This is a genomic window from Bradyrhizobium retamae (assembly GCF_001440415.1).
Classification (GTDB): Bacteria; Pseudomonadota; Alphaproteobacteria; order Rhizobiales; family Xanthobacteraceae; genus Bradyrhizobium; species Bradyrhizobium retamae.
This window is the reverse complement of sequence record NZ_LLYA01000079.1, coordinates 106,993-131,222: the sequence shown is the minus strand read 5'-3', so window position 1 is coordinate 131,222 and position 24,230 is coordinate 106,993. Positions and strand designations below refer to the sequence as shown.

Genomic DNA, 24,230 nt, shown 5'->3' with positions numbered 1-24,230 from the left:
CCGTGAGACGGGCGGAGTTATGCGACTGATTTGGGTGAGAACGAAAGCGGAATATTTTTAATTCTTTTTGTTTCCTGCGCTTGACACGATTTCGGAAAATCAGAATTGATTTGCCCCGTCGTGCCAGTTTGCCGCAGGCGACTACATGAAATTGCGCTTGTGCCATAAGGAAATCACTCCGCAGCAGAGGTGGGCAAAAGCAACAACGGGGAAAGTGCACAGCTACGAATTGATGACCCGCATTTGTTCAAAAGCAGAGAAGAGCTGGTATCGCGCGTCGCACGGTGGCGTGATTTGTATCCCTGGCTCAAAGGTTGGCGTCTCACTGAGGCTTCACACGCGTGGGATAACTCCGTTCTACTATTCTATAGCATTGCTAAGTCGAATGTAGATGAATTCTCTGAACAAAGGCTGGTGGCTGGCGATAACGGCTTCGCCGCAAATTTGCGAGCTGAGAAGTTTGTTCCATTTGAAACCATTCCCTTAGCGGGTGGAATTTCAAAAAACGCACCCTACAGCAATCCAACCGCTGAATGGGGCGACTCTATCGGAGCGTTCTTTGCAGTTCTGTGGCGCGTTTTTACTTAGTTCACTGGTGCGCTATAGACCGCAAGTCTGGCAATACGCACTTTCTCATGCATCTATTGAGCAAAGCGGCGCGGATGACCGGGCGCTGGCTCTGGTCGAGTCGTTCTTGCAGCAGATACTAGGTGAGTTTCCTACTTTGGTCGAAAGTGTTTTCGAGTTGCCGAACCCGTAGCTTGGCTGGGCTAATGACTCAAGCGCAGACAACACCAGCGTTCTTGCCATATAGTTCAGCACCCAGACGGGCGGATGTTGGGAGGATTGAGGCCATGCGCAAAACACAGGGATTGTTACTCCTGGCTATCGCTGCTGTGCTTTTCAGCCCGCAGGTCCGGGCGCAGCAGGCTCCGGCCGAAACGCCGCAGACGATGCTGTCGGCTCAGATTCGTACGCAGGGGTTTGCCTGTGACAAGGCGCTCGGCGCCACGAGAGACAGAAAGCGATCCCGGCCGGATCGTGCCGTCTGGGTCCTCAAATGCAGCAACGCGACATACCGAGTCACACGCGCGCCCGACATGGCGGCGAAGGTCGAACCGCTCCCGTGAACGAATGACCTTCGTTCCCAGGCGATGGTAGGCACGGCGCTTGCGCGCTTTTGCCCGCTCTACGGTTTGCCGCAACCGCCGCAACCGGGTGGGCAAAGGCCTTTTGGCCGTGCCCACCATTCTCAATCCAGATGCCGATTCGGAGGCCCGACGGCTCGATGGAGCTATTCCGCCGGCGCGAGGTGTCCGCTCGAGCGTGCTGTAGCGGTCTCGCGCACCCGGACACGGGCACGGCGCTTGCGCCACCAGATCACGACGCCGGTCACCGATAGCGCCGCAACCACCAGCCCCATCACCGAAATCAGGATGCGGCCGGGCAGCCCGACGATACGTCCGGAATGCAGCGGGAATTGCGCCTGCACGAAGATATCAGCGGCGGTGCCGACCCACGGCAGCCGCTCGCCGATCGGGCGTCCGTCCTCACTGTCGTAAAAAAGCTGCGCCGGGCCGACACCGCCGGCGCCATGATCGTCGCCGGGGTGGAAGAAGGCCGCAGCATACACGCCGTGGGCCGGGCCGTAATTGATCGAACCAACAGGCGTGGTCCATCCCCTGCTCTTGCCGTCGGCCGCGGCGCGCGCGGCGATATCGGCATACGTGACCTTGGGTTCGATCGGATCGTCGAGATGCCGATAGGGTCGCTGCTCATACGGCGTCGGGGTGTAGTTCGATACCGTCTTCATCAGCGGCGAGAACACCTCAAAATAGAGGTTGAGCGAGAACGCCGTGAAGGCGATGACGAACAGCAGCGCCCAGGTCCACAGGCTGAAAGCGCGGTGGATATCGAAATTGATTCGATAGGCACTGCCCGAGGTCTTGATCTTCCAGGCCGGCGCCCAGCGCGCCCAGAAGCCACGGCCGAGTTCGCGCGCAACGGCAGGCGCCCGTTCTGCCCTGGCGCGGCGACGGGACGGCAGCGTCAGATAGAAGCCGACGAAGCAATCGATGGTCCAGATGATGGCGATGACGCCAAGCACGCGCATCCCCCAGCGATCGCTGCCCCAGAACTCCGGAATGTGCATGGTGTAGTGCAGCTTGTAGAGAAACGAGACGAAGTTGGCGCGCGTCACCGGCCACACCGCGCCCCAGTAGCGCCGCCCGAGCTCTGCACCAGTGTTGGGATCGAGGAATATCTGGTTGTAATCTAGGCTAAATCGCTTGCCGGTGGCGGGATCGATCCGCGGCAGCACGAAGAACCACAGCGAATGGTCTTTCTCCGGGGCCATGAACATGTGGACGACGCGCGCGCGCGGATCGCGCTGCTCGATCAGCTTGACAAGCTTGACCGAGGGAATCGCGGGACCGCTGCTGGTCACATCGAACAGGTTCTTGTTCAAGAGATCATCGATCTCGTGATCCCATGAGATGATCGCGCCGGTGACGCCGGAAAAAAACAGAAAGCCGGCGGTGAGAAGGCCGGCCCAGCGATGCAGTCGCCCGAAGATCGATTTCATGGCTTCGCCCGTGCTGTTGGTGCCTCAATTAAGCAAACATCATCCCGCCGGTCGATTTGACCGGCGGGATGTATCCGTCGCATTTCGCGGCCGACCTACCATCGATAGGTCAGCCTGGCGATCACCTTGCGGCCTTCGGCATAGAAGCAGCTCGTATAGCCATAGCAGGCCGCGACATAGCGGGTGTCGGCGATGTTGGTGACGTTCAGCGCCAGGCGATAATTGTCTTTGGTGTAGGCCAGAAGCGCGTCGACCGCGGTCGAGGCCGGCACCTTGAAGGTGTTGGCATCATCGCCGAAGGTCGAGCCGACATAACGGACGCCGCCACCTACCTGGACGCCGGCGAGCGGCCCGCTCTGCAGCGTGTAGTCAGTCCACAGCGCGAACCGGTTGAGCGGCACGGTGGTCGGCGCCTTGCCGACGTTTACGGGGTCCTCCGTGACCACGGCATCGATGTAGGAGTAGGCGCCACGGACGTTGAAGCCTTCCGTCAGCGTGGCCGTGCCTTCCAGCTCGATGCCGCGCGAGTTCACCTGCCCCCTCTGCTCGGCGGTGTACGACGGAGGCGCGAAGGTGACGACATTGGACCGCATCAGATCGAACGCCGCCAGAGTGATCAGCGCATTGATCCCGACCGGCTGATACTTCACGCCGACTTCATACTGGACGCCGGTTTCCGGCTTCAGCAGCTCGCCCGCGGCGTTGGTGTTGAGCACCGGCAGGAATGATTCGGCATAGCTGAAATACGGCGCGATCCCGTTGTCGAAATTGTACATCACGGCGGCGCGACGGGTGAATGCCGAGGCGTCGGTGGTGGCGGTGGAAGGCGTATGGAGAAAGTCGCGGAGGTCGGTCGTGGCGAAGTCCTGCCGGGCGCCGAGCAGGAACGAGAGCCGGCCGAGCTTGATCTGGTCCTGCGCGTAGATTCCGACCTGCGACTGCTTGATGTTCAGGTCGTCAGCAGGGCCGAGATTGGTCCATGTATTGGTGTAGACCGGCGCAACACGTTGATCTTGCCGGTGCTGTACGCTGAAGCGACGTCCCGGAACGAGGTGTTGCGGTAGTCGATGCCGAACAATGTGGTGTGGCTCAAAATGCCAGTGACGAACTTTCCCTGGAGCTGATTATCGACTGCGAAGGAGTTGATGGTCGTTGCACCGCCAGAGCCGGCGCGTGACATCAGGCCTGCGGCTTCGTCAGCCGCCGAGGTGTAGCCCAGGCCGTAGAAGCTCTGCTGTTCGTTGTGCATCCACGCATAACGCAGGTTCTGCCGGAACGTGAGGGCCTCGTTGATGTCGTGCGAGAGCAGGTAGCCCGCCGTGGCCAGTTCGGTATCAAACCGGTTGAAATTGGGCTCGCCGCCGAAAAACGTATTCGGAATGATGCGGCCGTTGTTCGGAAACACCGTGCCCGATGGCGGCAGGAATTGCAGGCCCCAGCCGGCCGTGTCCTTTTGATAGTTGGCCAACAGCGTGATGGTGGTGTCTTCGTTCGGCTTGATCGTCACCGCCGGCGCGATGAAGACGCGGTTGTCCTTGGTGAAATCGACCTGGGTTTCGCCGTCGCGGACAGTGCCGGTGAGGCGCCACAATACGGTGCCTTCCTTGTTGGCGGGGCCGCCGACGTCGAATTGGCCCTGGTAGCGATTGAAGCTGCCGCCCGAGACGGACATCTCGCCGAACTGGTAGGCCGTGGGCAGCTTGCTGACATAGTTGAGAATGCCGCCGGTGCCGCTGCCACCATACATCACCGAGGATGGACCCTTCAGCACTTCCAGACGCTCGGCGCCGTAGGGCTCCAGACCGAGGAAGTGCACATAGCGGCTGCTGGGCAGCCGCAGGCCGTCGAGATAGAGGCCCGGCATGGTCATGTCGAAACCGCGGATCTGCAACCCGCCGAAGCGCGTGTCGGAACCGCCGTTGACGTCGCCGCTGACTCCAGCGGTATAGCGCAGCGCAGCGCCGACCGATTCAGCCCCCTGGTTTTTGACCTGGTCGGTGGTGACGACGGAGATCGACTGCGGGGTTTCGATGATCGGCGTGTCGGTCTTGGTCGCGGTGCCGGTGCGGGTTGCGACAAAGCCGCGCACGGGACCGTTGGCGCGTTCGCCGGCACCTGGGCCCGATGCAGGCACAGCCGGTGCCGCCTGCGGATTGGCGGCGGCGCGAGTGACGCGCGTAGCGCGCGTGGTCGCAGCACGGCGGGATGGTTGGGCCGCGGCCGGACGCGCGCGCTGCTGCGGCGCGTCCACGGTGACCGGCGGCAGTGACGACTGCGCCAGCGCAGCGCCGGTCGGCAGGAAGAGCGTGAAACTGCTGACTGCCCCGAGGCAGATCATTCGCATCAGTTGAAGTCGCGTGGCGGAAAACGAATGAAATGCTGTCAGTGTCACCCTTAAGATACCCCGAAGTCTGCCGGCTTGGCCGGTAGGATTTTTGATGCCTCGCTCTAACGCAGACATCTTCGGAGTTCGATGGGTGGTTGCTAGAATTGCTCCAGATTGCGCGATGAAGCTCCGGTTTGCCGATGGCAGCCGTGGGAGAAACTTGCGATCGCGTCGTCTTCAATCGTGACGTGCACCGGCGTCGCGCCGACGCACAGATCGCCTCGGACTGGATTTCAGATTCCAAGCGCGAGGAGGCCAGTACAAACCACAATCAAACCGACGACGATAACAGCAAGAAAACTGGATGAAGCAAAATCTTCGCGCATGACGACACCTACCGCCTCAGGCTAATCTCTCGCGAGCCTGAACCTCTCGCCCCAGGGAGGCTCACATAGCCTCCGGTTGTTGGGTAGAGCCATCAAACCACGGGCTTGTTTCAGGGTGTCTTCGTCGGACTGGGAAAACGACTTCGTCGGAAGGTCCTGCTGTTACGTCCCGGAGTTCCGACGAAACGTCCTCACGAAACTGAGGAGCCAGTGCGGCATAGGGATAGGCCGCGCCGACCTTAACTCCAGGCAACAAGGGCCGGGTTTCCGAGATGTGGCGTAGTTCATACGCCGCCGCGCCCCGCATTACACATTAGCGAACGGAGGGGAGTGGTAATCGAAGATACCATCCGGCTCTACCGAACGCTGTTGGGCAATCGCGCGCATCTGCGCTCGCTATCCGAGGGCGCATTTTCCCGCGCCGCCTGCGCACCCTTCCAGACGAAAGGGGTTGGGATCCACCTGCCCGCTCGGGCGTTCTGGCGACGTTTTCAGGAAATAGGCGCGCTCAGGAAATCTGCGCGCGAGACGTCATCGGTCGTCCGGACCTGTGCTCACTCATTTCGCTGGGTCTTATGTTGGCGGACGGACTGCTCAGCTCTTTGCGGCCGTCTTTGAGAGTTCAGCTTCCACGCCGGTTGCGCACGCCCTGGCGAACGAATAGTCCATACTCGTGGAGGCAACGGTCTTCACGAATTCGCTGATGACGTTGTCCCTTGAATATGTGCCCGTCGCCTTAAACTTGGCTACGGCCCCATCCGCCGCAGTGAACTGCGCGACGCACATCGGGACCAGGACAGACATCCGACCGCTGCTCTCTGCCATTGCGCTCATAGTTCTGGCAGTGCCGCCGGTGACCCAGCCGCCCCAGATAAATCCGATCGCCATCGTCGCAACAGCGCCGAAAGCGATGCCTTGGAGGAGGCGAGTCCGCGCCTCACCCTGCAAAATTGCGGGTATTCTCATGACGGTCTCCTTTTGTTTGTAGACAAGCGCGTTCGCAGCCGCAGAGCCGCGTGCATCCGCGCTTGGTGCAAGTATCTAGCCTATGAGATTGCGCCTTCCGATGGCACTCTAGCTGCCGCTACGCGACGAGCAGCGACTTCGGACGTCACCGCTTCATGGACAGCTTCAAAGTCAGCAACTGCCACCTTGTAATTAAACGGTAGACTATAGGACTGATGCTGTACAGCACGTACTTAGTCACGCTCCTAAGGTAGCAGTAGAAGCTAAGGTAGCAGTAGAAGCGCGCTTGATCGCGCGGCCAAACCGGGTGCCGTTCGCACTCAAGGCCGCAGCGCTGTTCCTGCTGGTCCGCGCTGTGTTCGTGGCCCTCACCCATGTTGCGCCATCGCCGATCGATCCGCAGCAGCCGGCACCGTTCTTCAACTCGATTTCTACGGCAGCGACCTGTTCTTTTCCGGCCACACCGGCCTGCCGCTTCTCGCCGCGCTTGCCTTCTGGCACATCCCGCAATGGCGAATATTCTACCTCGCGCTGACCGGCTTCTTCGGCTCAATCGTGCTGCTCGGCCACTATCACTATTCGATCGACGTGCTCGCCGCGTTGTTCATCACCCACGGCATCTTTCAGATTTCGTGCTGGCTGTTTGGTCGCGACTACGCGCTGTTTCGTTCCTCCGAGACCGAGGCCGTGCCGCGGGCAAAACGAACAAGGCGAAAGATATTGACCCCAGCCGACGGCGGACATGGGTCCGTGCCCAAGCCGTTCGCGCTGCACCTCGTCGGCGACGAATCCTTGCCGAGCGGTCAATCCAGGACTGACTGAATTATCCGAACGGCTTGACGCTGGTGGGGCCGTCATCGGGCGCACATCTGCGCGACCCCGGCTAGGCTTGCTTCTGGCGTCCCTAAAACGTCGCCCGTTCGCCGGCCATCGCACGCTCGATCGCGTCTATCAAGACCTGGAGCTCGACGAATTTTAGCCGCGCGCGCTCCGCCTTGTCGCGATCGAACGGCGCGGCGAGCACCTTTGCGTGCACATCGCGATCCTCAATCATGCGGTCCCGCGCCTTTTTCAGAATCTCATGGCGTTCGTTCATCTGGTCACTACCTCTATCGTGCCGAATCCCTCAGGCGAAAGCGGACTACCAATGATGATCACGGCGCCGGCAATGACCAGCTCCAGGAAGACCGGCAAAAGTATCGGTGGGACAAGCCACTCGCTGAGAGCGAAATTTTTGGGATCGGGCATATACTCGCCTGTTCAGCTCAGGCGGGACATGCCGCCGCATTTCTGTTCGAGTCAGGCCTGCTCGATCTATGCGCGAAAATCGATGCCGCGCAGAATAATACCTGGGGGGTTGCCTTCAAACTCTCCGGCGAGAAATTTCCGGGAAGCGCATTGCTCGATCCGATCCCGCAGGCGCACGAATTGTCGTTCGCGCTGGTCCGCCGCTGTACGCGAGACATGTTCGAGATCGTCCATCGCCGTGGCGCTGATGGCGCACGGTATCACCCTGGCACCGTCCATCATCGAGAACAGCACCACCATGCGATTGAATTCATAACCACCGATGTCGCCGCGCACGAGTGTCATTTGATCCATCTCCGGCTGGTAAAGGCTATGCCGCCAGCTTTCATGCTCATCATTTCTTTCGAACGGGTTGAGGGTCGATCTCCGCAATCCTACGCAGGCACTCGGCTTCGGAATCGTGCGGGCCAGAGACGAATGTTCCGCTGACTTTGGTGGAGTACCATCCGGAAACGACACCGAGGCGGAGCGATTCTTCGGTCTTGACGTGACGAGGCGAGAGATTTTGCATTCGCTGCTTTCAGTTGCGCGTTCGGGTAATTCGAGTGCGTGGCAAGAAGCTCGACGGCCGAGCCGGAATATTCGCCACGTCAGCTTTCACCAGCGAGGCGGGTAAGGTCGGCCAGTACGGTGGCCACGAGGTCGCGGTGATGCGTGTCGGTCGGCGCCAAATCCGCCGCATAGAGATTCAGGACGTACCGCGCCTTTGCGACCGCTTCCGGCCACGACTCAGCCGGGACGGTCAGAAGCTGTAGCTCGAGGGCGGCCTGGCGGTCCCGCTGCAGCTTTGCGTTAGCCTCGACGTCGGCGAGCGCGCGGCGGATATCGGTCGCCTTTTGCGCCGCCATGCCCCGGTGCTTGTCGAGATCGACCGGAGTTTCACTCACGAGATGCGATCGCGTCGTCGCGCTGCGCATCGGAAAGATCGACCGAGCTGATCGAGATCATTTCCGTCGAAGCTTGGTGCAGCGCCGCGCCGGGGACCATGATCATGGTGGCGACGCGGCGGAAGCTCTGAAATGAAAGTCCTTCGATCATTTCCTCGTCGGTGATGACCTCATAAGCACCAGGCGGCAACAGCCGGCCAACCCCCTTGAGATGGAACGGACGCTTGAAATGAATCATTTCCCGTCGCGAGCGCATGGCCATGTATCGACCGTGCGCCCTTTCCCCGCAAATAGCTATCGATTTCTCGAACAAAGCGGCATTCGTCCAGGTTAGGGCAACCCGCGCCAGCCGCTGAACCGGGGACTAATACGGCCCGGCGTCGCAATTACGAGAACAATCGATCGGTCGCCTTGTCGAGCCGCTTCGCCGAACCGCTCGCGTCACTTAGATGACCAACCAATTCACCGGATAGGCGGTAGATATTCTTGCCCTTGAGGTCAAAGAGCTTCTTGCCGCTAAGATCGAAAATTTCGGGGCCGATCACCACAGCGACGCGGGTTCCCTTACTGTTGAATATGTTGCCGTTCATGAGCGGCCTCCTTGTTTGACAGCCCGCGGTGAATGCTGCGCCCAATCGTAGTCGGTAGGGAGATAAATCGACCGGAGCCCCGCGCCTTTACTGGGGCGGCTTCAGCGGACTGCCCGCCATCCCAGCGCTTCGGAATTATTCGGATCCGCAGCCGCCTGCGCTTCATGGATCAGCCCGCATTTCCCGCATCGTAAGGTCCATTGCTCGAAGCCGGGCCTTCCCGGAACAACACGTAGTACCTCCATGTCGTCTAGGCACATCGGACAGCAAGGCGGCACGCTTTGGCGAGGCGATAGCTTGTTGGTAAGTCGCGTGTCGGGCATTAGGCGCTCCCTTGTGAGGCGGGAGCACAACGCTCTCAGTCACCGATGGAAGCCAAAGACATAGCGGTGATGGCAGAAGCCTACGCCAAAATGGCGCCGGGTGTAGATAAAATGTGTACGTAGACGCACTGCGGGAACTCGGGCACTGAAAACACAACGCCGCCGAGCCGAAATCAACAAGCGGCACGAAGCGCAAAGCGCCTGGCGCCGAGGTATCTGTCTTCCCGGCCTTCACCCCGCCTTCAAGCATCATCGTGAAGGCAGCCTCGCCCCGAGAAGGAACGGGGCGAGAAGAAGAGGCGCCGCGGCGCAATCCGCCTCAGCTCGTCGGCATGACGTAGGCGTAGATACGGCCGCGCGCGACTGGCAACTCGCGGACGCGGTTGCCGCTGTTGCCGGAGATCATAATCGGATTGCCCTTGGCGTCGATGCCGGTGATGATGCCGACATGGCCGCCGCGGCGGCCACGCGACATCACCGCAATCGCGCCGACCTGCGGGCCGGAAATGCGCTGGCCGTATTTCGCGAACGAGCTCGCCATGTCCGAGCCGGTGCCGCGATAGCCGGAATGTTGCAGGACCATGTTCATGAACCGCGCGCACCACAGGCTGCCGCGTCCCGTGGGGTTGCCGCCGAGATACTTCCGTGCTTCGGCGACGACGTTCGATGAGGTGTAGCCTGAAGCCATCGCGCCGCTGGTCGGCGGTACAGTTGAATTGGATTCGACGCTCGTTCCCGGCGTGACGCTGGCGTTGGCATCGGCAAGACCGCGCGCGTGCATCTGCGTGACCGCGCGCTCCCAGCGCGATGTGTGCGCGGCGTGCCGGAGCCGGGCACGACGGCCGGCGCGATCGGCGCGCGCTGCCTTGACTGTGTTGGACGAGACGAAACCGCCGCGCGTCGGCATCTCGGCGCTGCTTCCCATGAAGCTCGTTCCCATGAAGCTCGGGTTGTTCTCGACAAAGCCGCCCGCCTGCATGCGTGCAGCCCTGCGCTCCCAGCGCGACACCCTGAGAGCATGGCGATCGTGGCGATGTGCGTAATGATGCTTGACGTGATGACCGGCGTGATAAGCGCGAGCGTGTCGCCCTGCGCCGTGATTTGGCTTTGCTGAAGCTGGAGCGACAAATACGAAAATGGAAGCCGAACATAGTGCCAACGCGACGAAACGAAGCGACCGGCGAAACGCAAACAACTGACTCATACTTGGTCCTCTAACACTCCCACACTTTGCGTTCGTCTACGAACGAACGCGGCCGGCGTTTTGCGTTTGGCGATGTGACGAGAGCAAGATTTTGTGTGGCGGTGGGGAAACAATTTCGGGGTGATTCCGCGACGATTCGATGGCGAAAATGGAGCTTTCCTGCCGCATTGCAGCCCCGAGAATTAATTGCAATTCTGTGGGTTAGCTGCGCAAGGAAGTTACGAAATAACAAGAAAATTGGGAGGAATCCGAAATGCCCTATGCCGTCGCCAAGGATCGCGTGCGTCTCTATTTCGAGGAGGCCGGGAGCGGGACGCCGATCATCTTCCTGCACGAGTTCGCGGCCGACCACACCAATTGGGAGCCGCAGATGCGTTACTTCTCGCGCGGCCATCGCTGCATTGCCTATTCGGCGCGCGGCTATACGCCTTCCGACGTGCCGCCCTCGACCGACGTCTACACCTACGAGTATTTCTACACCGACGCGCTCGCGGTGCTCGATCACCTCGGCATTGCGAAAGCGCATTTCGTCGGTCTGTCGATGGGCTCCTATTCCTCGCTGCAGGTTGGCCTCAACGCAGCCGACCGCGCGCTGTCAATGACCCTCGCCGCCGTCGGCGCCGGCTCGTCACTCGAAGATCTCGACGCCTTCCGCGCGCAATGCGTCGCCAATGCCGAGCAATATGAGGCGATCGGATCGGTTGAAGTCGCCAAGGTGACGCGTGAGGCGCCGAGCCGGATTCCATTTTTGCTGAAAGACCCGCGCGGCCATGCCGATTTCTACGCAGCGCTGGCGCGGCACGATGCCAAGGGCTCGGCCAACACCATGCGCAGCTTTCAGGGCAAGCGACCGTCGATCTACACCATGACGGATGCGATCCGACGCGTGCCGACGCCGGCGCTGATCCTGTGCGGCGACGAGGACGACAACTGTATTGAGCCGAGCCTGTTCCTGAAGCGGCATTTGCCGGCCGCGGGGCTGTCGTTCTTTCCGAAATCAGGCCACGTGCTCAATCTGGAAGAGCCGGCGCTGTTCAACGAGATGGTGGAGCGGTTCATCGCACTGGTGGAAGCCGGGCGATGGCCCGGGCGGGATCCGAGATCGATGGTGGCGGCGGTGGTGTGAGCCGCTGCGATCCCTACTTCCCCTGCCCGCCCCTACTCAACAAGAATACCCCCTGCTCGCCGAACATGTTCCAGACCCACCAGGGCAGGTTCAGCGGCACAGGGCGACCGTAGAGATCGAGCGCCACCGCGCGCTCCATCTTGACGTTGATCTCGTCGCAGAGCTGGACAAAGTCCTTGATCGTGCAGAAATGGATGTTCGGCGTGTCGTACCAGGTCGCCGGGAGGTTTTCGGTACGCGGCATGTGGCCGCCGACGAGCAGTTGCAGCCGCATCTTCCAGAAGCCGAAATTCGGGAACGACACGACCGCGCGCCGGCCGATGCGCAGCAGGTTCTCCAGGACCGGCTTCGGCTGCCGTGTCGCCTGCAGCGTCTGCGACAGGATGACGTAATCGAAGGCATCGTCCGGATAATTGACGAGGTCGGTGTCGGCGTCGCCCTGCACCACGGCGAGGCCCTTGGCGACGCAGCGGTTGACGCCCTCGCGCGACAGCTCGATGCCGCGGCCATCGATGCCCCGGCTCTCCAGGAGTTGCAGCAATTCGCCGTCGCCGCAGCCGACGTCGAGCACTTTTGAGCCGGCCGCAATCATCTCGGCGACGAGGAGATGATCGGTGCGATATTTGCCGGTGCGATCGGGCGCTATGCCGCCGAGCGGCAACGCTTGTTCCTGAAGGGCCATATCAACCGCCTGTACCGTCAAGGCCGCGCGCCTTGCCCGCCGATTCCAGGAAGGCGCGAGAAATGTCGAAGAACTCGGGCACGTCGAGCAGGAAGGCATCGTGGCCGCGGTCGGTCTCGATCTCGGCGAACGACACCCGCGCGCTGGAGGCGTTCAGCGCATGCACCAGCGCGCGCGATTCCGAGGTCGGAAACAGCCAGTCGGAGGTGAACGACACCACGCAAAAGCGGGTCTTAATGCCGCGAAACGCTTCCGCCAGCACGCCGTCATGGTCGGCGGCAATATCGAAATAGTCCATCGCCCGCGTCAGATAGAGATAGCTGTTGGCATCGAAGCGCTCGACAAAGGACGAGCCCTGATAGCGCAGATAGCTTTCGACCTGGAAATCCGCGTCGAACGAAAACGTCGGCAGTTCGCGATCCTGCATCCGCCGCCCGAACTTGCGATGCAGCGCGGCGTCGGAAAGATAGGTGATGTGCCCTGCCATCCGCGCCACCGCCAGCCCGCGGTGCGGATGCGTGCTGCGCTCGAAATAGCGCCCATGGTGCCAGTCCGGATCAGCCATCACGGCCTGCCGGCCGAGTTCGTGAAACGCGATGTTTTGCGCCGAATGGCGCGTTGAGCAGGCGACCGGCAGCGCGGAGAACACCCGTTCCGGATAGGCTGCCGTCCATTGCAGCACCTGCATGCCGCCCATCGAGCCGCCGATGACGCACAACAATGTTTGGATGCCGAGCCGGTCGAGCAACATGGCCTGCGCGCGGACCATGTCGGGGATGGTGATGATCGGAAAATCCAGCCCCCACGCCTTGCCGGTCGCCGGGTTGGTCGAGGCCGGACCGGTCGATCCCATGCAACCGCCGATCACGTTCGAACAGATAATGAAATATCTGTCGGTATCGAGCGGGCGCCCTGGACCGACCATGATTTCCCACCAGCCGGCCTTGCCGGTCAGAGGATGCACGTTGGCGACATGCTGATCCAGCGTCAGCGCGTGGCAGATCAGGATCGCGTTGGAGCGGTCGGCGTTCAACTCGCCATAGGTCTGGTACGCGATCTGGAATGGCGCGAGATCGATGCCGCAATCGAGCTTCAAGGGCTGCTCGATGCCGAATTTGACCACCGGCGAGGTCGGATGATCGGCCTCGTGGGCGCGGTCCTCGCTGTGAATCGACGGACTGGGTACCGACTGCAATTGTGTCATCCCGACCTTCCTCCTCGCGGAGGTCCTTACAGACAGAAATCAGGCCGTAAAAAACCCGGCCTGAACGAAAGGTTCGGCCGGGATCAATCTGTCCCCGGCCTGTTTAGCGAGTTGTTTAACGTGGCTGCAAGCCGGCCGGCTCAAATGACCACGGAATGGAACAAAGCTAGTCCGAAGCAGGTCCCCCGTCAAGGCAGCCGCATGGTTAACCGGGCTCGCAGACCTCCTGGTGAAGGGGCGCCCTTGCGCCGTCTCGAACCATGAGGGAGAACGGGCTTCATCCTTCGAGACGCGGCGCATGCGCCGCTCTTCTGGATGAGGTAAAGCTCTCATCAGGTTATGCCAAATGTCCAAGGCTCCCCCGGCTCCGCCCTCGCTGCAGGAATTGCGCAAGGAGATCGACGCGATCGACGAGCAGGTCCATCGCCTCTTGATGGCGCGCGGCGACATCATCGACCGGCTGATCCAGGTGAAGCAGACCCAGGAGGTGGGCTCGGCGTTCCGGCCCGCGCGCGAGGCCAGCATGATGCGCAGCCTGGTAGAGCGCCATCGCGGAATCCTGCCGCTCGATACCATCGAGAGCATCTGGCGCGTCATCATCTCGACCTTTACTTACGTCCAGGCGCCGTTCTCGGTGCATGCGGACGTCTCGGTTGGTGAGCCCGCGATGCGGGATTCGGCTCGGTTTCACTTCGGCTTTGTCGTGCCGTATGTCGGCCATTTCAGCGCACAGGCCGCGGTTGAAGCCGTGGCGAAATCGAAGGGCGATCTGGCGCTGGTCTCGGCGGTCTCGAGCCGAACGCCGTGGTGGAGTGCGCTGGAAGCTGAAGGCGCGCCAAAAATCATTGCCCGGCTGCCGTTCCTCGAGCGCGCCGATCATCCGGCCGCGCTGCCGGTGTTCGTGATCTCGCGCGTGGCCGATGATGCCATGGTGACGGAGGTGCAGATGTGGAGCGTCCGCGTCTCGGGGTGGAACGCCGATATCGCCCGCGCGCTCGCCCCGCTCGCCGAAATCGTCGCCGTGCCCGATACCGCTTTCGACGGCGCGGCGCTTTTGGTATCGGATGCCGGCACCGGGTTCGAAAAGATCAAGAGCGCCCTGATCCAGGCCGGCGCCTCGGTGCGCTCGTCGGCTCTCGTCGGCAGCCACGCAACACGCTATACGGTGCCCCCGAACGGGTCGGCCAAGCCTTAAACGCCGCCCGAAATTCCGGAGTTGAAGATGAACCGCCCCGTGCCGAATCCCGGCATTCTCGATATTGCGCCCTACACGCCCGGCAAGACCCCGGTGCCGGAGCCGGGCCGCAAGGTGTTCAAGCTGTCGGCCAACGAGACCCCGTTCGGGCCGTCGCCGAAGGCAATCGAAGTCTACAAGGACGTGGCGGCGCATTTGGAGGACTATCCGGAAGGAACCTCGCGCGTGCTGCGCCAAGCGATCGGCCGCGCCTACGGGCTCGATCCCAACCGCATCATCTGCGGCGCCGGCTCGGACGAAATCCTCAACCTTTTGGCGCACACCTACCTCAGCCAGGGCGATGAAGCGATCTCGACTGCTCACGGCTTCCTGGTCTATCCGATCGCGACGATGGCGAACGGCGCCAAGAACGTTGTCGCGCCCGAGACCAATTTTACCGCGGACGTCGACGCCATTCTCGCGCGCGTGACGCCGCGCACGAAACTGGTGTGGCTCGCCAACCCGAACAACCCGACCGGCACCTACGTGCCGTTCGACGAGGTCAAGCGGTTGCGCGCTGGCCTGCCGCCGCATGTGCTGCTGGTGCTCGACGCTGCGTACTCCGACTACGTGTCGCGCAACGATTACGAGCTCGGCCTGGAGCTGGTGGCCACCACCGAAAACACCGTGATGACGCACACCTTCTCCAAGATTCACGGACTGGCGGCGCTGCGTATCGGCTGGATGTTCGGCCCAGCGCACATCATCGATGCCGTCAACCGCATCCGAGGTCCCTTCAACGTCTCGACGCCGGCGATGCTGGCGGCGGTCGCCGCGATCGAGGACACCGCCCATATACAGAAGTCGAAGGCCTTCACCGAAGAGTGGCGCAACTGGCTGACGGAGGAGATTGGCAAACTCGGACTGAAGGTGACGCCGAGCGTCGCCAACTTCGTGCTGATCCACTTCCCGACCGAGAAGGGCAAGACCTCGGCCGACGCAGACGCGTTCCTCACCAAACGCGGCCTGGTACTGCGGGCACTCAACAATTACGGCCTGCCGCATGCGCTACGCATGACCATCGGCACCGAGGAGGCCAACCGCCTCGTCGTCGACGCCTTGCGCGACTTCATGGCGGCCAAGTGAGTACGGTACCGATCTTCCGACGCGTCGCGCTGATCGGCTTCGGCCTGATCGGCGGCTCGATCGCGCGCGCGGTGCGGGCCCAGGAGCTTGCGACCGAAATCGTCACCACCGCCCGCTCGGAGAAGACGCGCGCGCGGGTGGTGGAGCTCGGCCTCGTCGATCGCGTGCTGGAGACCAACGCGGAGGCCGTCAAAGACGCCGACCTCGTGATCCTCTGCATCCCCGTCGGCGCCTGCGGGCAGGTGGCGCAGGAGATCGCGCCATTCCTGAAAGCGGGCGCGATCGTTTCCGACGCCGGCTCGGTCAAGGGCGCCATCGTCCGCGAGATGGCGCCGCACCTGCCGGGCGACGTTCATTTCGTTCCGGCACATCCGGTCGCCGGCACCGAGCATTCGGGTCCTGATTCCGGCTTCGCCGAACTGTTCATCGACCGCTGGTGCATTCTTACGCCACCTGACGGCACCGACCCCATGGCGGTCGAAACGCTGCGCGCGTTCTGGGCCGGCCTGGGCGCCAAGGTCGAGATCATGACGCCTGATCATCACGACCTGGTCCTGGCGATCACCAGCCATTTGCCGCATCTGATCGCCTACACCATCGTCGGCACTGCGGACGAGCTGGCGCAGGTCACGTCGTCGGAAGTGATCAAATTCTCAGCCGGCGGCTTTCGCGATTTCACCCGCATCGCGGCGTCGGACCCGACGATGTGGCGCGATGTGTTTTTGAACAACAAGGAGGCCGTGCTGGAAATGCTCGGCACCTTCAACGAGGACCTTTCAAAACTCACCCGCGCCATCCGTCGGGGCGACGGCGAGGCGCTGTTCGAGCATTTCACCCGCACTCGCGCCATCCGCCGCGGCATCGTCGAGATCGGCCAGGATTCGGCCGCGCCGGATTTCGGGCGCCCGCATCCACCGCTGAAGAAGACGGAGTGAGGCGGCTTCGGCGCGCTCTCGCGGCCGTCATTGCGAGCGCAGCGAAGCAATCCATCTTTCCGAACATCGACGACCAAAGTCGGCAACCGGCACACCTGCTGGTTTCCGGAACTTTGGGGTGTTCTGGGAGTTATGAATTTCGCGGGATTGCGCGATTTTGCTTTCGGCTCAACACACATGTGCCGTCTGTCGTCGCAAACAGCGGCATCGCAGGAGGCTCTCATGAGCATCAAGCGAATCCTGGTTCCACTTCCCGGCTCAGCCAGTCACACCGGTCAAATTGAAACGGCCCTGTCTGCCGCGAAGGCGTTGGGGGCTCACGTCCAGGCACTGTTCATCAGTGAGCCGCCGCCGGTCACGCGTAGCGGTGTCACGCGTGGCGGCCTAAGTGCCACCGAAATGGGACGAACGGTGACCGTCGCATCGGTAAACTGGCACGCCGAGGAACGGGAGCGAACTGCGCGGGATGCGCGTGAGGTTTTCGCACAGGCCTGCGCGGTAGTCGGCATCCCGATGCTATCGGCGAGCGACGAGCCCGGCAGCCCGCTCGCAGCATCCTGGGGCGAAGCCGAGGGATCGTATGTGGAAATCGCGGTGCAACGGGCCGCTGCCTTCGACCTAATGGTCGCCGCAAGCGCCACCGTGATGGAATCGCTCAGGGCCATTGCGGAGCAATCGCTGCTGCAGACCCGTCGCCCCGTGCTGTTGGCGCCGGCTCGCCCGCAGAGTGATCTGACCGACAGCGTGATGATCGCCTGGGACGAGAGCCCGGAATGCTGGCACGCGGTCTCGGCTGCCATACCGTTCATGCAACTCGCCAAATCAGTGCGGGTCATAAGCGTTGATCGGGACGCCAGCAATCGCCAAGCCTCGCAGGCGGAGGTGCTTGCCTATTTGCGCTGTCATGGCATCGGTGCGACCGCGCAGGTGAATGCACCGGAATTGCGCTCGGTGGGCGATACGCTGCTCGCGGCGGGGGCAGAGCATGAAGCGGGCCTGCTGGTCATGGGCGCCTATTCCCACAGCCGCCTGCGCGAGATGCTTCTGGGTGGGGCCACGCGCCACATCCTTAAGAACGCTTCGGCACGCCCCGTTCTCTTGGCGCATTAGCCCTCGTCAAAACGCAATCCCAGCTCAGGTTGCCGCCAACGCCAACACTATGGGCCGCCGAAGGCGGGTTGGGGGCCGGATTTCGGCCGCCTGCATCAGCCGCTGAAGAAGACGGAGTGAAGCGCGGCTTGGGCGATTGCGCTCCGCTCTCACGGCCGTCATCAAAACAGCGGCGGCACCTGCCCCACTTTTATCGGACCCAGAAATACCGCGCCATCGACAAAGCGCAGCGGGAAGGCGCGCGCTTTCCGCCCCTCCAGCTCCGCCTCCTTGCCAAGCGCGTTGATGCTGGCGGTGACGCCGGCATTGGCGTTCTGCTTGACGACCTTGCCGAGCCCCGGGATCGCCTTGTCGAGCGCGCCGAATAGATTGTTGAGGTCCTGGCTCTTGACGCCGGGCGCGACGCGATCCAGCGTTGCCTGCGGCACGCCCTCCTCCAGCATCTTCTCGATGCCAAGCGCCGGAATTACTTTCTCGATTCCCGCCACCGTCATCTGCAATTCGCCGTCGATCCGACCCTGCGCATTGAGGCTCAATGTACCGGCGGCCAGCGAGATCAGGTCGCCCTGCTGAACCCGCGACCGCACGATCTCGACTTGGCCGCCCGCCGCCTGCAGCTCCCTGAACCGTTCGGGCCACGGCTTTGGTGAAATATCCTTCAAACCCGTGAGCTTGGTCTGGATGTCGGCGTCGAACGGCTGCGCCAGCACCGCGTGCACCTCCTGCATGTTGCCGCCCGATATCTGCAGCACGGCTTCGATCACGGGGTGATCCTTCGTCGAGCCTTCGGCAAGACGGCCGTGCAGCTCGACATGGCGGGCGCGCGCGAGCGGGGTCTCGACCGGTCCATTGACGCGGTCGATCGAGGGATTGTCGAACACGATGGAAGCGCGCTGCGGCACATCGGGCAATCCGCTCACGCTGCTGCGGCCCAAGGTCCAGTTCACCTTCATCGACGGCGGCTGGCCGCGATCGGCGAGCGTGGCCGGCGCCTTGAATTCGGCGATCAAGAGTCTCGGCTGATAGATTTGCGCGATCACCATGATCTCGCCGAGCCGCGCGGTGAACGGCACCTGCGCGCCCGCGGTCTGCGAGACGAGCGAAACGCTCGCGTCGTCGCAGCGGACTTCGAAGCGGAACGGGAAGCCGGCCACCGAACGCTTGCCGCAGGCATAGACCCGGCCGGCTTTCGCTTCCTGCGCGGCCCATGCGTCGGCGCGCACGCCGACTTCGGATGCGGCATAGAGCCAGAACGCGCTCCATGCCGCGGCAACAACAAGGAGCAGTGCAGGCGCGATGAAGAGGCGCCACAGCGGGCGCCGGCGCGGCGCAGGGGTCATGTCAGGCATGCGGCGTCCTTTGGCTAGCGATTTTGGCGAATGTAAGTATTCGCTCGTCGCAACAAAAGGCATTGAATCCACTTCGCTTTGTCGCGCCGTTCTGGTAGCGGTGCACCCGGCATGTCCGCAATTGAGTTCAACGATACGGAATTCTCGAAAGGCGACCTGTGGGTGTTCGGCTACGGCTCCCTGATGTGGCACCCGGGCTTCGAATTCATCGAACGGGTTCCGGCGCGGCTGATCGGCGAGCACCGCGCGCTCTGTGTCTACTCCTTCGTCCATCGCGGCACGCCGGAAAAGCCCGGCCTCGTTCTCGGACTCGACCGCGGCGGCGCCTGCCGCGGCATTGCGTTCCGGGTCGCGGAAAAGAACAGCGAAGCGACCATCGCCTATTTGCGCGAGCGTGAGCAGGTCACCTCGGTCTATCGCGAGGTGAAACGATCGGTGTGGCTGGAGAACGAGGCGCGCCAGCGCGTCAGCGCCCTCGCCTACGTGGTCGACCGCGGTCACGTGCAATATGCCGGGCGGCTGTCGCTGGCAGAACAGTTACGGCACGTGCTGCAGGGACACGGCCAGTCCGGCGTTAACCGCGACTATGTTATCGCAACAGTCAAGGCGATCGAGGCGGAAGGCTTTCGCGATTCCCAACTGCACCGGCTCGCGGCGATGCTGCACGACCAGCATCCGCTGCCTCTTCCCGCAGAGGACAGCGACCGTTGAACTGGGGCTGTGTACCAAGCTCGCCCGGCCGGCGACTTCAATTCCTTTGCATCCAACGTCCATCTTTGTCCGGGTTAGCTACGCTAAAGCCATCTCGGCAAAGTTCAGCGCCGCAAAGGCGCTTGATCGACAAACCTAACAACGTTACCCGGGGAGACCGCCGACGAACTGCCTGACGCTATCAAGCACCGCTTGCCGATCGCCGGCGAAGGCCCAGTGGTCGGCGCCGTCGAGCTCGATGAATCGCGCCCGCGGGATGTGGTCGGCGAGATGTCTCCCGGCGCCGATGCGGACGGCGCGGTCGCCGCGGCGGTGGAGCACCAGCGTCGGAACGGCAACCCGCTCCAGAAGATGCCGCACATCCGTATCGCGGAAGGCCTCGAGCACGCCCCTGACGGCGCCCGGGCTTGAGGCCGCACGAAGCAGGCCGGCCCACCAGGCTCTCGCTTTGGCATCGCCCGCGAGACTCGGCGCGAACGTCTCGATTCCGGCAGGCCCGCCCCAGGCCGAAGCGAGCTGCTGCAGCCACGCATCATATTGATCGGCGTGCAACGCATGCGGATAGTCGGGTGCAGAGCTTCCCTTCGCGAGCGAAGCGAACAGGATCAGCCCGGCGACGCGGTCGGGATGATCGGCCGCGAACCTGATGCAGGCCGGTCCGCCTTCGGATGCGCCGAACAACACGACCCGGCGCGAGCTTGCGGCATCAAGCACGGTGCGGATGTCCTGCGCAGTTGCCTCCGCGCTGGGGCTGAACCCGACCCGGTCGGACAGGCCGACGCCACGACGATCGAGCAGGATGAGACGGCCCATCGCCGCAAGCGCGGAAAGAAAGGCCCGGCACCTTGCGTCCTCCCAGACCCGTTCGACGTGGGACACGAAGCCGGCCAGCATCAGAATGTCGGTGCGCCCTCTGCCATAGGTCTGGAACGCGAGATGCACTCGGCCGCCGCTGACATATTGCGTCGGCGGCGGCTCCGCGGCGCCGGCCTCGAGCAGCGCGTTGGTCTCGGCTTCGGGCGCCACGTCGAGTTCATCGCGCAAACGCTGTGTCAACGCCTCGAGCTGGCGCTCGGCCCCGGCTCTATCGCCGCCCAGGATGAGATTGCGGATGAGGTGGCGGGCATAGATTTCGCTGAGCGGATCGAGCGCGACCAGACGGCCGGCATGCGCGGCGGCGGACGCGTAGTCGGCCGCCGCCTGCTTCTCCTGCACCACCCTCTCGAGTGCCTGGATCGCGCGGCCGCGTAACGCCTCCCTGCGAAAGAACGCCCACTCGTCGAATTGCGGACAGCCGCCGGGCGAGAAGCCGTCGAGGAAGTCGGCTTGATAGAGCCGACAGGCGCGCTCGAACTCGCCGCGGTCGCAAGCCTCTTCAAACAGGCGTGAATCGATCTCCAGATTGATCGACGCCGACAGCCGAACCGTGGATCTGTCGGATGCGAGGACATCGCCGAGCGCGAGCTGAAGGCGATGCAACAACCGACGCAGCCGTGCCCTTACCACCTCCGTGGGGCTTTCCGGCCACAACATGGTCGCAATCGCATCGCGCCCGACCGGGCCCTTCGCTTCAGCCAGATAGACCAGCAGCGCAAGGCCCTTGCGCAGCGCTAACGGGCACAGGCGGTCATCACAACGAACCTCTGGGAATCCGAGCGTCCGGACGTTGAACGAAGCCATGGCGATGCGATCTTCAATGATGGCGTCCGGGGACGCTCAAGGGACGCTGCGATGATAGCACCGCTGGCATTGCACCGTCACCTTCTGGAGAAACGTCATGACCGGACGCGCCGCCGCTCTCATCTATGGCCTCGCGAGCTATCTCATCTTCTTTCTTTCATTTGCCTACACGCCAGCCTTCCTTGGCAATTTTCTCGTCCCGAAGACGATCGACGTCGGACCGGACGGCGGGCTCGCGCAAGCGGTCCTGATCAACGTGATTTTGCTCTGCGTATTCGCGATTCAGCACAGCGTCATGGCGCGTCCAGCCTTCAAGCGCTGGTGGACGCGCATTATACCGGCTTCCTGTGAGCGCAGCACCTATGTGCTGATTTCGAGTCTTCTGTTGATCCTGATCTTCTGGCAGTGGCGTCCGATCGTCGCGCCAGTCTGGCGCGTCGAGGGCTGGCCGGAGGCAATGCTCACGGCGATGTTTTGGATGGGCTGGCTGATCGCGCTGGCTTCGACATTCCAGATCGACCATTTCGAGCTGTTCGGATTGCGTCAGGTCATCGACGCGCTGCGTGGAGCAGCCGATCGTGTGAAAGCGTTCAAGACGCCGCTCCTGTACCGCCTGGTGCGCCACCCGCTGATGCTGGGTCTTTTGCTCGCCTTCTGGGCGACGCCGCATATGACGGCCGGGCATCTGTTGTTTGCCATCATGAATACCGCCTACATCCTTGTCGGCGTCAGGCTCGAGGAAAGAGACCTGGTTGCCGAGTTCGGCGCGAGCTACGAGCATTATCGCCGACGCGTTCCGATGCTGATGCCGCGTCTCTTCGGCGGCGGCTCCATCGCTCCAGAGACGCGCCGCGGAGGCTGAGATGCGCGCCATTCTTTGCAACGCCTTCAAAGGCATCGAAGCCTTGAGCTTCACCGAGATCGCCGAACCTCGCCCGGCATCAAACGAGGTTCTCGTCGATGTCCACGCCGCGTCCGTCAGCTACATGGACTATCTGATGAGCTGTGGCGGCTATCAGATGCGGCCTTCCCTTCACTATGTGCCAGGAACGGACGCCGCCGGTGTAGTGCTAGCCTGTGGCGACCGGGTCAGGCGCTTCCGGCCCGGCGATCGGGTCTGTTGCGGAAACTGGTTCGGTTCGTTTGCGGAGCGCATGGTCGCCAAGGAAAGCAGCGTCGCGTCGCTCCCGGTCAACGTTGATTTCACCGTGGGGTCAACAGTCATGCACACCTATCTCACGGCTTGGTACGCACTCATTGAGCGGGCGCGGCTGCAGGCCGGTGAGACGGTGCTTGTGACGGGGGCCGCTGGCGGGGTTGGCCTCGCCTGCGTCGAGATCGCGCATTTGATCGGCGCGCGGGTCATTGCCGTCGTGGGCAGTGCTGCGAAGGCGGCCATGGTCCGCACGCATGGCGCCGCCGAGGTCGTCGACCATTCGTGCGAAGAGATGCGTGATCGCGTGAAGGCTCTTGCAGGGGATAAAGGCCTCGACATTTGCGTTGACAATGTCGGCGGCGCGCTATTCGCGATCCTTGCAAGGCTTATGGGCTGGAATGGCCGGCTGCTCCCAATCGGCTTCACGAGCGGCGAGATTCCGTCGCTCGCCATGAATCTGCCTTTGCTCAAGAACTATTCGGTCGTCGGTGTCTTCGTCGGCGCCTGGATGGAGCGCTATCCGGACGAAGCTGCCCGCGCGGCGGAAACCATCATGGCGTGGGTCGGCGACGGCAAGCTCCGCCCTCAGGTTGACCGGGTGCTTCCGCTTCAGCGTGCCGGTGAGGCGATGGGCCTGGTTGCCAACCGGAGTGCGATGGGGCGAATCGTGCTGCAGGTCAGACGCGGCGAATCGAAAGGAGGTTCATGAAATCCGTCGTGATCGAGCAACGCTTCTACGGTCCGCCAAGTCGGCCCATTGCACGGCCAAGCCCACTGCTGACGTTGCGAACGCAACCGCTACAGGTAAATCGCGCAACCTCGTTCTTCGAGCTCAGCGAACCAACTCGGGCGTGAAATCGTCACCCAGCGCAGATCTAGTTTTTCGAGACGTGGAAGCTTAAGCAGCGCTTCCGGCAAGGTGGCGACAGGGTTCCCTCTCAAATCGATCTGTCGCAGCTCCACCATTGCACCGATCTCTCCCGGCAAGTGCGTCAGGCTGTTGTTCCTGAGATGCAGCTCACGCAGCCGCGTCAGCTTGGAAAATGGTCGCAGGCAGAGTGGTCAGGCGATTGTCGGTTACACGAAGTTCGAGAAGTCCTGACATCTCGGTAACCGCGTCGGGCAGGCTCTCGAACTCGTTTTCGCTGATGTTGAGATAGCGCAACCGGGTAAGACGCCCCAAAGACGGCGGAAGCTCTTTCAGTGCGTTGTCGTGCAAGTAAAGGAAGTCGCTCAGATCGACGAGTTCGCCTAGCGCAGCCGGAATCCGCCGCAACTGGTTGTGGCCCGGGTCCAGCGTCCTCAGGGCGCTCATTCTCATATGTGAGGGGTGACCCACAATTCTCACAGAAACCACGCCGAACGCCTGGCGAAGAACGGAAA

The 24,230-nt window shown here is 62.4% G+C and carries 27 protein-coding genes, 1 pseudogene and 1 riboswitch; of the genes and pseudogenes, 12 read left to right on the top strand and 16 right to left on the bottom strand.

All coding sequences use genetic code 11. The features are described from left to right. Window positions 1-189 precede the first annotated feature (189 nt). Window positions 190-588 (top strand): hypothetical protein, encoded by a 399-nt coding sequence (locus CQ13_RS42800; RefSeq protein ID WP_156433613.1) that lies wholly within the window; start codon window positions 190-192, stop codon window positions 586-588. Window positions 589-854: 266 nt separating this feature from the next. After that, window positions 855-1,130, top strand: a complete 276-nt coding sequence (locus CQ13_RS10805; protein WP_057842877.1) for a hypothetical protein — start codon at window positions 855-857, stop codon at window positions 1,128-1,130. A gap of 164 nt (window positions 1,131-1,294) precedes the next feature. Here the strand turns inward: CQ13_RS10805 and fsrB are convergent, their stop codons facing one another. The 4 genes and pseudogenes from fsrB to CQ13_RS10790 all read right to left on the bottom strand — a co-directional run bounded on the left by fsrB (window position 1,295) and on the right by CQ13_RS10790 (window position 6,262). After that, window positions 1,295-2,584, bottom strand: coding sequence for a siderophore utilization protein FsrB (gene fsrB / locus CQ13_RS10800; RefSeq protein ID WP_057842876.1), 1,290 nt, complete (start codon window positions 2,582-2,584; stop codon window positions 1,295-1,297). 95 nt (window positions 2,585-2,679) lie between these two features. Beyond that, window positions 2,680-3,663 (bottom strand): TonB-dependent siderophore receptor, encoded by a 984-nt coding sequence (locus CQ13_RS47575; RefSeq protein WP_488225903.1) that lies wholly within the window; start codon window positions 3,661-3,663, stop codon window positions 2,680-2,682. A gap of 698 nt (window positions 3,664-4,361) precedes the next feature. Then, window positions 4,362-4,922, bottom strand: a pseudogene (locus tag CQ13_RS47570) (TonB-dependent receptor plug domain-containing protein); the annotation flags it as partial. A gap of 968 nt (window positions 4,923-5,890) precedes the next feature. Further along, complete coding sequence (locus CQ13_RS10790) at window positions 5,891-6,262, bottom strand: hypothetical protein (RefSeq protein WP_057842875.1); 372 nt, start codon at window positions 6,260-6,262, stop codon at window positions 5,891-5,893. Window positions 6,263-6,548: 286 nt separating this feature from the next. Between CQ13_RS10790 and CQ13_RS45500 the strand changes: the two genes are divergently transcribed. Further along, a complete protein-coding gene (locus CQ13_RS45500) occupies window positions 6,549-6,797 on the top strand; it encodes a hypothetical protein (RefSeq protein ID WP_245309122.1) in 249 nt (82 codons plus the stop codon). Continuing rightward, window positions 6,707-7,084, top strand: coding sequence for a phosphatase PAP2-related protein (locus tag CQ13_RS40815; protein ID WP_347337028.1), 378 nt, complete (start codon window positions 6,707-6,709; stop codon window positions 7,082-7,084). Before CQ13_RS45500 ends, CQ13_RS40815 begins: the two co-directional genes overlap by 91 nt. A gap of 82 nt (window positions 7,085-7,166) precedes the next feature. Here CQ13_RS40815 and CQ13_RS10775 read toward each other — a convergent pair whose 3' ends face one another. The 6 genes from CQ13_RS10775 to CQ13_RS42790 form a co-directional block, all read right to left on the bottom strand. Next, a complete protein-coding gene (locus tag CQ13_RS10775) occupies window positions 7,167-7,358 on the bottom strand; it encodes a hypothetical protein (RefSeq protein WP_057842872.1) in 192 nt (63 codons plus the stop codon). A 218-nt stretch (window positions 7,359-7,576) separates the two neighbouring features. Then, a complete protein-coding gene (locus CQ13_RS10770; RefSeq protein ID WP_057842896.1) occupies window positions 7,577-7,855 on the bottom strand; it encodes a DUF1488 family protein in 279 nt (92 codons plus the stop codon). Between the two features lie 305 nt (window positions 7,856-8,160). Beyond that, a complete protein-coding gene (locus CQ13_RS10765; protein ID WP_057842871.1) occupies window positions 8,161-8,457 on the bottom strand; it encodes a hypothetical protein in 297 nt (98 codons plus the stop codon). Beyond that, entirely contained in the window at window positions 8,450-8,719 is a 270-nt protein-coding gene (locus CQ13_RS10760; RefSeq protein WP_057842870.1) for a hypothetical protein, read from the bottom strand. The genes CQ13_RS10765 and CQ13_RS10760 overlap by 8 nt, the downstream gene beginning before the upstream one ends. Before the next feature lie 124 nt (window positions 8,720-8,843). Next, window positions 8,844-9,047 (bottom strand): hypothetical protein, encoded by a 204-nt coding sequence (locus tag CQ13_RS10755; RefSeq protein WP_057842869.1) that lies wholly within the window; start codon window positions 9,045-9,047, stop codon window positions 8,844-8,846. 642 nt (window positions 9,048-9,689) lie between these two features. Continuing rightward, entirely contained in the window at window positions 9,690-10,349 is a 660-nt protein-coding gene (locus CQ13_RS42790) for a TIGR02594 family protein (protein ID WP_156433611.1), read from the bottom strand. A gap of 478 nt (window positions 10,350-10,827) precedes the next feature. Between CQ13_RS42790 and CQ13_RS10745 the strand changes: the two genes are divergently transcribed. Next, window positions 10,828-11,700 carry an alpha/beta fold hydrolase gene (locus CQ13_RS10745; protein WP_057842867.1) on the top strand — a complete coding sequence of 291 codons (873 nt, stop codon included), beginning with the start codon at window positions 10,828-10,830 and terminating at the stop codon, window positions 11,698-11,700. 13 nt (window positions 11,701-11,713) lie between these two features. Here CQ13_RS10745 and metW read toward each other — a convergent pair whose 3' ends face one another. Further along, on the bottom strand, window positions 11,714-12,382 hold the full coding sequence (gene metW, locus CQ13_RS10740) for a methionine biosynthesis protein MetW (RefSeq protein WP_057842866.1): 669 nt from the start codon (window positions 12,380-12,382) through the stop codon (window positions 11,714-11,716). A gap of 1 nt (window position 12,383) precedes the next feature. Next, window positions 12,384-13,586, bottom strand: a complete 1,203-nt coding sequence (metX, locus tag CQ13_RS10735) for a homoserine O-acetyltransferase MetX (RefSeq protein ID WP_057842865.1) — start codon at window positions 13,584-13,586, stop codon at window positions 12,384-12,386. Window positions 13,587-13,668: 82 nt separating this feature from the next. Beyond that, window positions 13,669-13,748, bottom strand: a riboswitch (SAM riboswitch). 184 nt (window positions 13,749-13,932) lie between these two features. Here metX and CQ13_RS10730 point away from each other — a divergent pair. The 4 genes from CQ13_RS10730 (at window position 13,933) to CQ13_RS10715 (ending at window position 17,951) form a co-directional block, all read left to right on the top strand. Next, window positions 13,933-14,781, top strand: coding sequence for a chorismate mutase (locus CQ13_RS10730; RefSeq protein ID WP_057842864.1), 849 nt, complete (start codon window positions 13,933-13,935; stop codon window positions 14,779-14,781). A 27-nt stretch (window positions 14,782-14,808) separates the two neighbouring features. After that, window positions 14,809-15,906, top strand: coding sequence for a histidinol-phosphate transaminase (hisC, locus tag CQ13_RS10725; protein WP_057842863.1), 1,098 nt, complete (start codon window positions 14,809-14,811; stop codon window positions 15,904-15,906). After that, on the top strand, window positions 15,903-16,841 hold the full coding sequence (locus tag CQ13_RS10720) for a prephenate/arogenate dehydrogenase family protein (RefSeq protein ID WP_057842862.1): 939 nt from the start codon (window positions 15,903-15,905) through the stop codon (window positions 16,839-16,841). Before hisC ends, CQ13_RS10720 begins: the two co-directional genes overlap by 4 nt. Before the next feature lie 222 nt (window positions 16,842-17,063). Beyond that, the gene (locus CQ13_RS10715) at window positions 17,064-17,951 is read left to right on the top strand and encodes a universal stress protein (protein WP_197427298.1); all 888 of its coding nucleotides are present in this window, start codon (window positions 17,064-17,066) and stop codon (window positions 17,949-17,951) included. A gap of 161 nt (window positions 17,952-18,112) precedes the next feature. Here the strand turns inward: CQ13_RS10715 and CQ13_RS10710 are convergent, their stop codons facing one another. After that, window positions 18,113-19,300, bottom strand: coding sequence for a DUF2125 domain-containing protein (locus tag CQ13_RS10710; protein WP_057842860.1), 1,188 nt, complete (start codon window positions 19,298-19,300; stop codon window positions 18,113-18,115). 111 nt (window positions 19,301-19,411) lie between these two features. On the opposite strand from CQ13_RS10710, the gene CQ13_RS10705 reads away from it, so the two are divergent. Then, window positions 19,412-20,011 (top strand): gamma-glutamylcyclotransferase, encoded by a 600-nt coding sequence (locus CQ13_RS10705; protein WP_057842859.1) that lies wholly within the window; start codon window positions 19,412-19,414, stop codon window positions 20,009-20,011. Between the two features lie 144 nt (window positions 20,012-20,155). On the opposite strand, the gene CQ13_RS10700 is transcribed toward CQ13_RS10705, so the two are convergent. Beyond that, complete coding sequence (locus tag CQ13_RS10700; RefSeq protein ID WP_197427297.1) at window positions 20,156-21,691, bottom strand: bifunctional AfsR/SARP family transcriptional regulator/alpha/beta hydrolase; 1,536 nt, start codon at window positions 21,689-21,691, stop codon at window positions 20,156-20,158. A 97-nt stretch (window positions 21,692-21,788) separates the two neighbouring features. Between CQ13_RS10700 and mddA the strand changes: the two genes are divergently transcribed. Together mddA and CQ13_RS10690 are read left to right on the top strand one after the other, a co-directional pair. Beyond that, window positions 21,789-22,553 (top strand): methanethiol S-methyltransferase, encoded by a 765-nt coding sequence (gene mddA, locus CQ13_RS10695; RefSeq protein WP_057842857.1) that lies wholly within the window; start codon window positions 21,789-21,791, stop codon window positions 22,551-22,553. 1 nt (window position 22,554) lies between these two features. Continuing rightward, window positions 22,555-23,556: an NADPH:quinone oxidoreductase family protein gene (locus CQ13_RS10690; protein ID WP_057842856.1), complete on the top strand. Its 1,002-nt coding sequence runs from the start codon at window positions 22,555-22,557 to the stop codon at window positions 23,554-23,556. An 89-nt stretch (window positions 23,557-23,645) separates the two neighbouring features. Here the strand turns inward: CQ13_RS10690 and CQ13_RS47065 are convergent, their stop codons facing one another. Beyond that, window positions 23,646-23,843, bottom strand: coding sequence for a hypothetical protein (locus tag CQ13_RS47065; RefSeq protein ID WP_430649679.1), 198 nt, complete (start codon window positions 23,841-23,843; stop codon window positions 23,646-23,648). Window positions 23,844-23,865: 22 nt separating this feature from the next. Continuing rightward, window positions 23,866-24,162, bottom strand: coding sequence for a leucine-rich repeat domain-containing protein (locus tag CQ13_RS10685; RefSeq protein ID WP_197427296.1), 297 nt, complete (start codon window positions 24,160-24,162; stop codon window positions 23,866-23,868). Window positions 24,163-24,230 lie beyond the last annotated feature (68 nt).

Coding starts and splice junctions, on each gene's coding strand:
- CQ13_RS10805 (WP_057842877.1), top strand. CDS start 855: ATGCGCAAAACACAGGGATTGTTACTCCTGGCTATCGCTGCTGTGCTT.
- fsrB (WP_057842876.1), bottom strand. CDS start 2,584: ATGAAATCGATCTTCGGGCGACTGCATCGCTGGGCCGGCCTTCTCACC.
- CQ13_RS10790 (WP_057842875.1), bottom strand. CDS start 6,262: ATGAGAATACCCGCAATTTTGCAGGGTGAGGCGCGGACTCGCCTCCTC.
- CQ13_RS10775 (WP_057842872.1), bottom strand. CDS start 7,358: ATGAACGAACGCCATGAGATTCTGAAAAAGGCGCGGGACCGCATGATT.
- CQ13_RS10770 (WP_057842896.1), bottom strand. CDS start 7,855: ATGACACTCGTGCGCGGCGACATCGGTGGTTATGAATTCAATCGCATG.
- CQ13_RS10760 (WP_057842870.1), bottom strand. CDS start 8,719: ATGGCCATGCGCTCGCGACGGGAAATGATTCATTTCAAGCGTCCGTTC.
- CQ13_RS10755 (WP_057842869.1), bottom strand. CDS start 9,047: ATGAACGGCAACATATTCAACAGTAAGGGAACCCGCGTCGCTGTGGTG.
- CQ13_RS42790 (WP_156433611.1), bottom strand. CDS start 10,349: ATGCAGGCGGGCGGCTTTGTCGAGAACAACCCGAGCTTCATGGGAACG.
- CQ13_RS10745 (WP_057842867.1), top strand. CDS start 10,828: ATGCCCTATGCCGTCGCCAAGGATCGCGTGCGTCTCTATTTCGAGGAG.
- metW (WP_057842866.1), bottom strand. CDS start 12,382: ATGGCCCTTCAGGAACAAGCGTTGCCGCTCGGCGGCATAGCGCCCGAT.
- metX (WP_057842865.1), bottom strand. CDS start 13,586: ATGACACAATTGCAGTCGGTACCCAGTCCGTCGATTCACAGCGAGGAC.
- CQ13_RS10730 (WP_057842864.1), top strand. CDS start 13,933: ATGTCCAAGGCTCCCCCGGCTCCGCCCTCGCTGCAGGAATTGCGCAAG.
- hisC (WP_057842863.1), top strand. CDS start 14,809: ATGAACCGCCCCGTGCCGAATCCCGGCATTCTCGATATTGCGCCCTAC.
- CQ13_RS10715 (WP_197427298.1), top strand. CDS start 17,064: ATGAGCATCAAGCGAATCCTGGTTCCACTTCCCGGCTCAGCCAGTCAC.
- CQ13_RS10710 (WP_057842860.1), bottom strand. CDS start 19,300: ATGCCTGACATGACCCCTGCGCCGCGCCGGCGCCCGCTGTGGCGCCTC.
- CQ13_RS10705 (WP_057842859.1), top strand. CDS start 19,412: ATGTCCGCAATTGAGTTCAACGATACGGAATTCTCGAAAGGCGACCTG.
- CQ13_RS10700 (WP_197427297.1), bottom strand. CDS start 21,691: ATGGCTTCGTTCAACGTCCGGACGCTCGGATTCCCAGAGGTTCGTTGT.
- mddA (WP_057842857.1), top strand. CDS start 21,789: ATGACCGGACGCGCCGCCGCTCTCATCTATGGCCTCGCGAGCTATCTC.
- CQ13_RS10690 (WP_057842856.1), top strand. CDS start 22,555: ATGCGCGCCATTCTTTGCAACGCCTTCAAAGGCATCGAAGCCTTGAGC.
- CQ13_RS10685 (WP_197427296.1), bottom strand. CDS start 24,162: ATGAGCGCCCTGAGGACGCTGGACCCGGGCCACAACCAGTTGCGGCGG.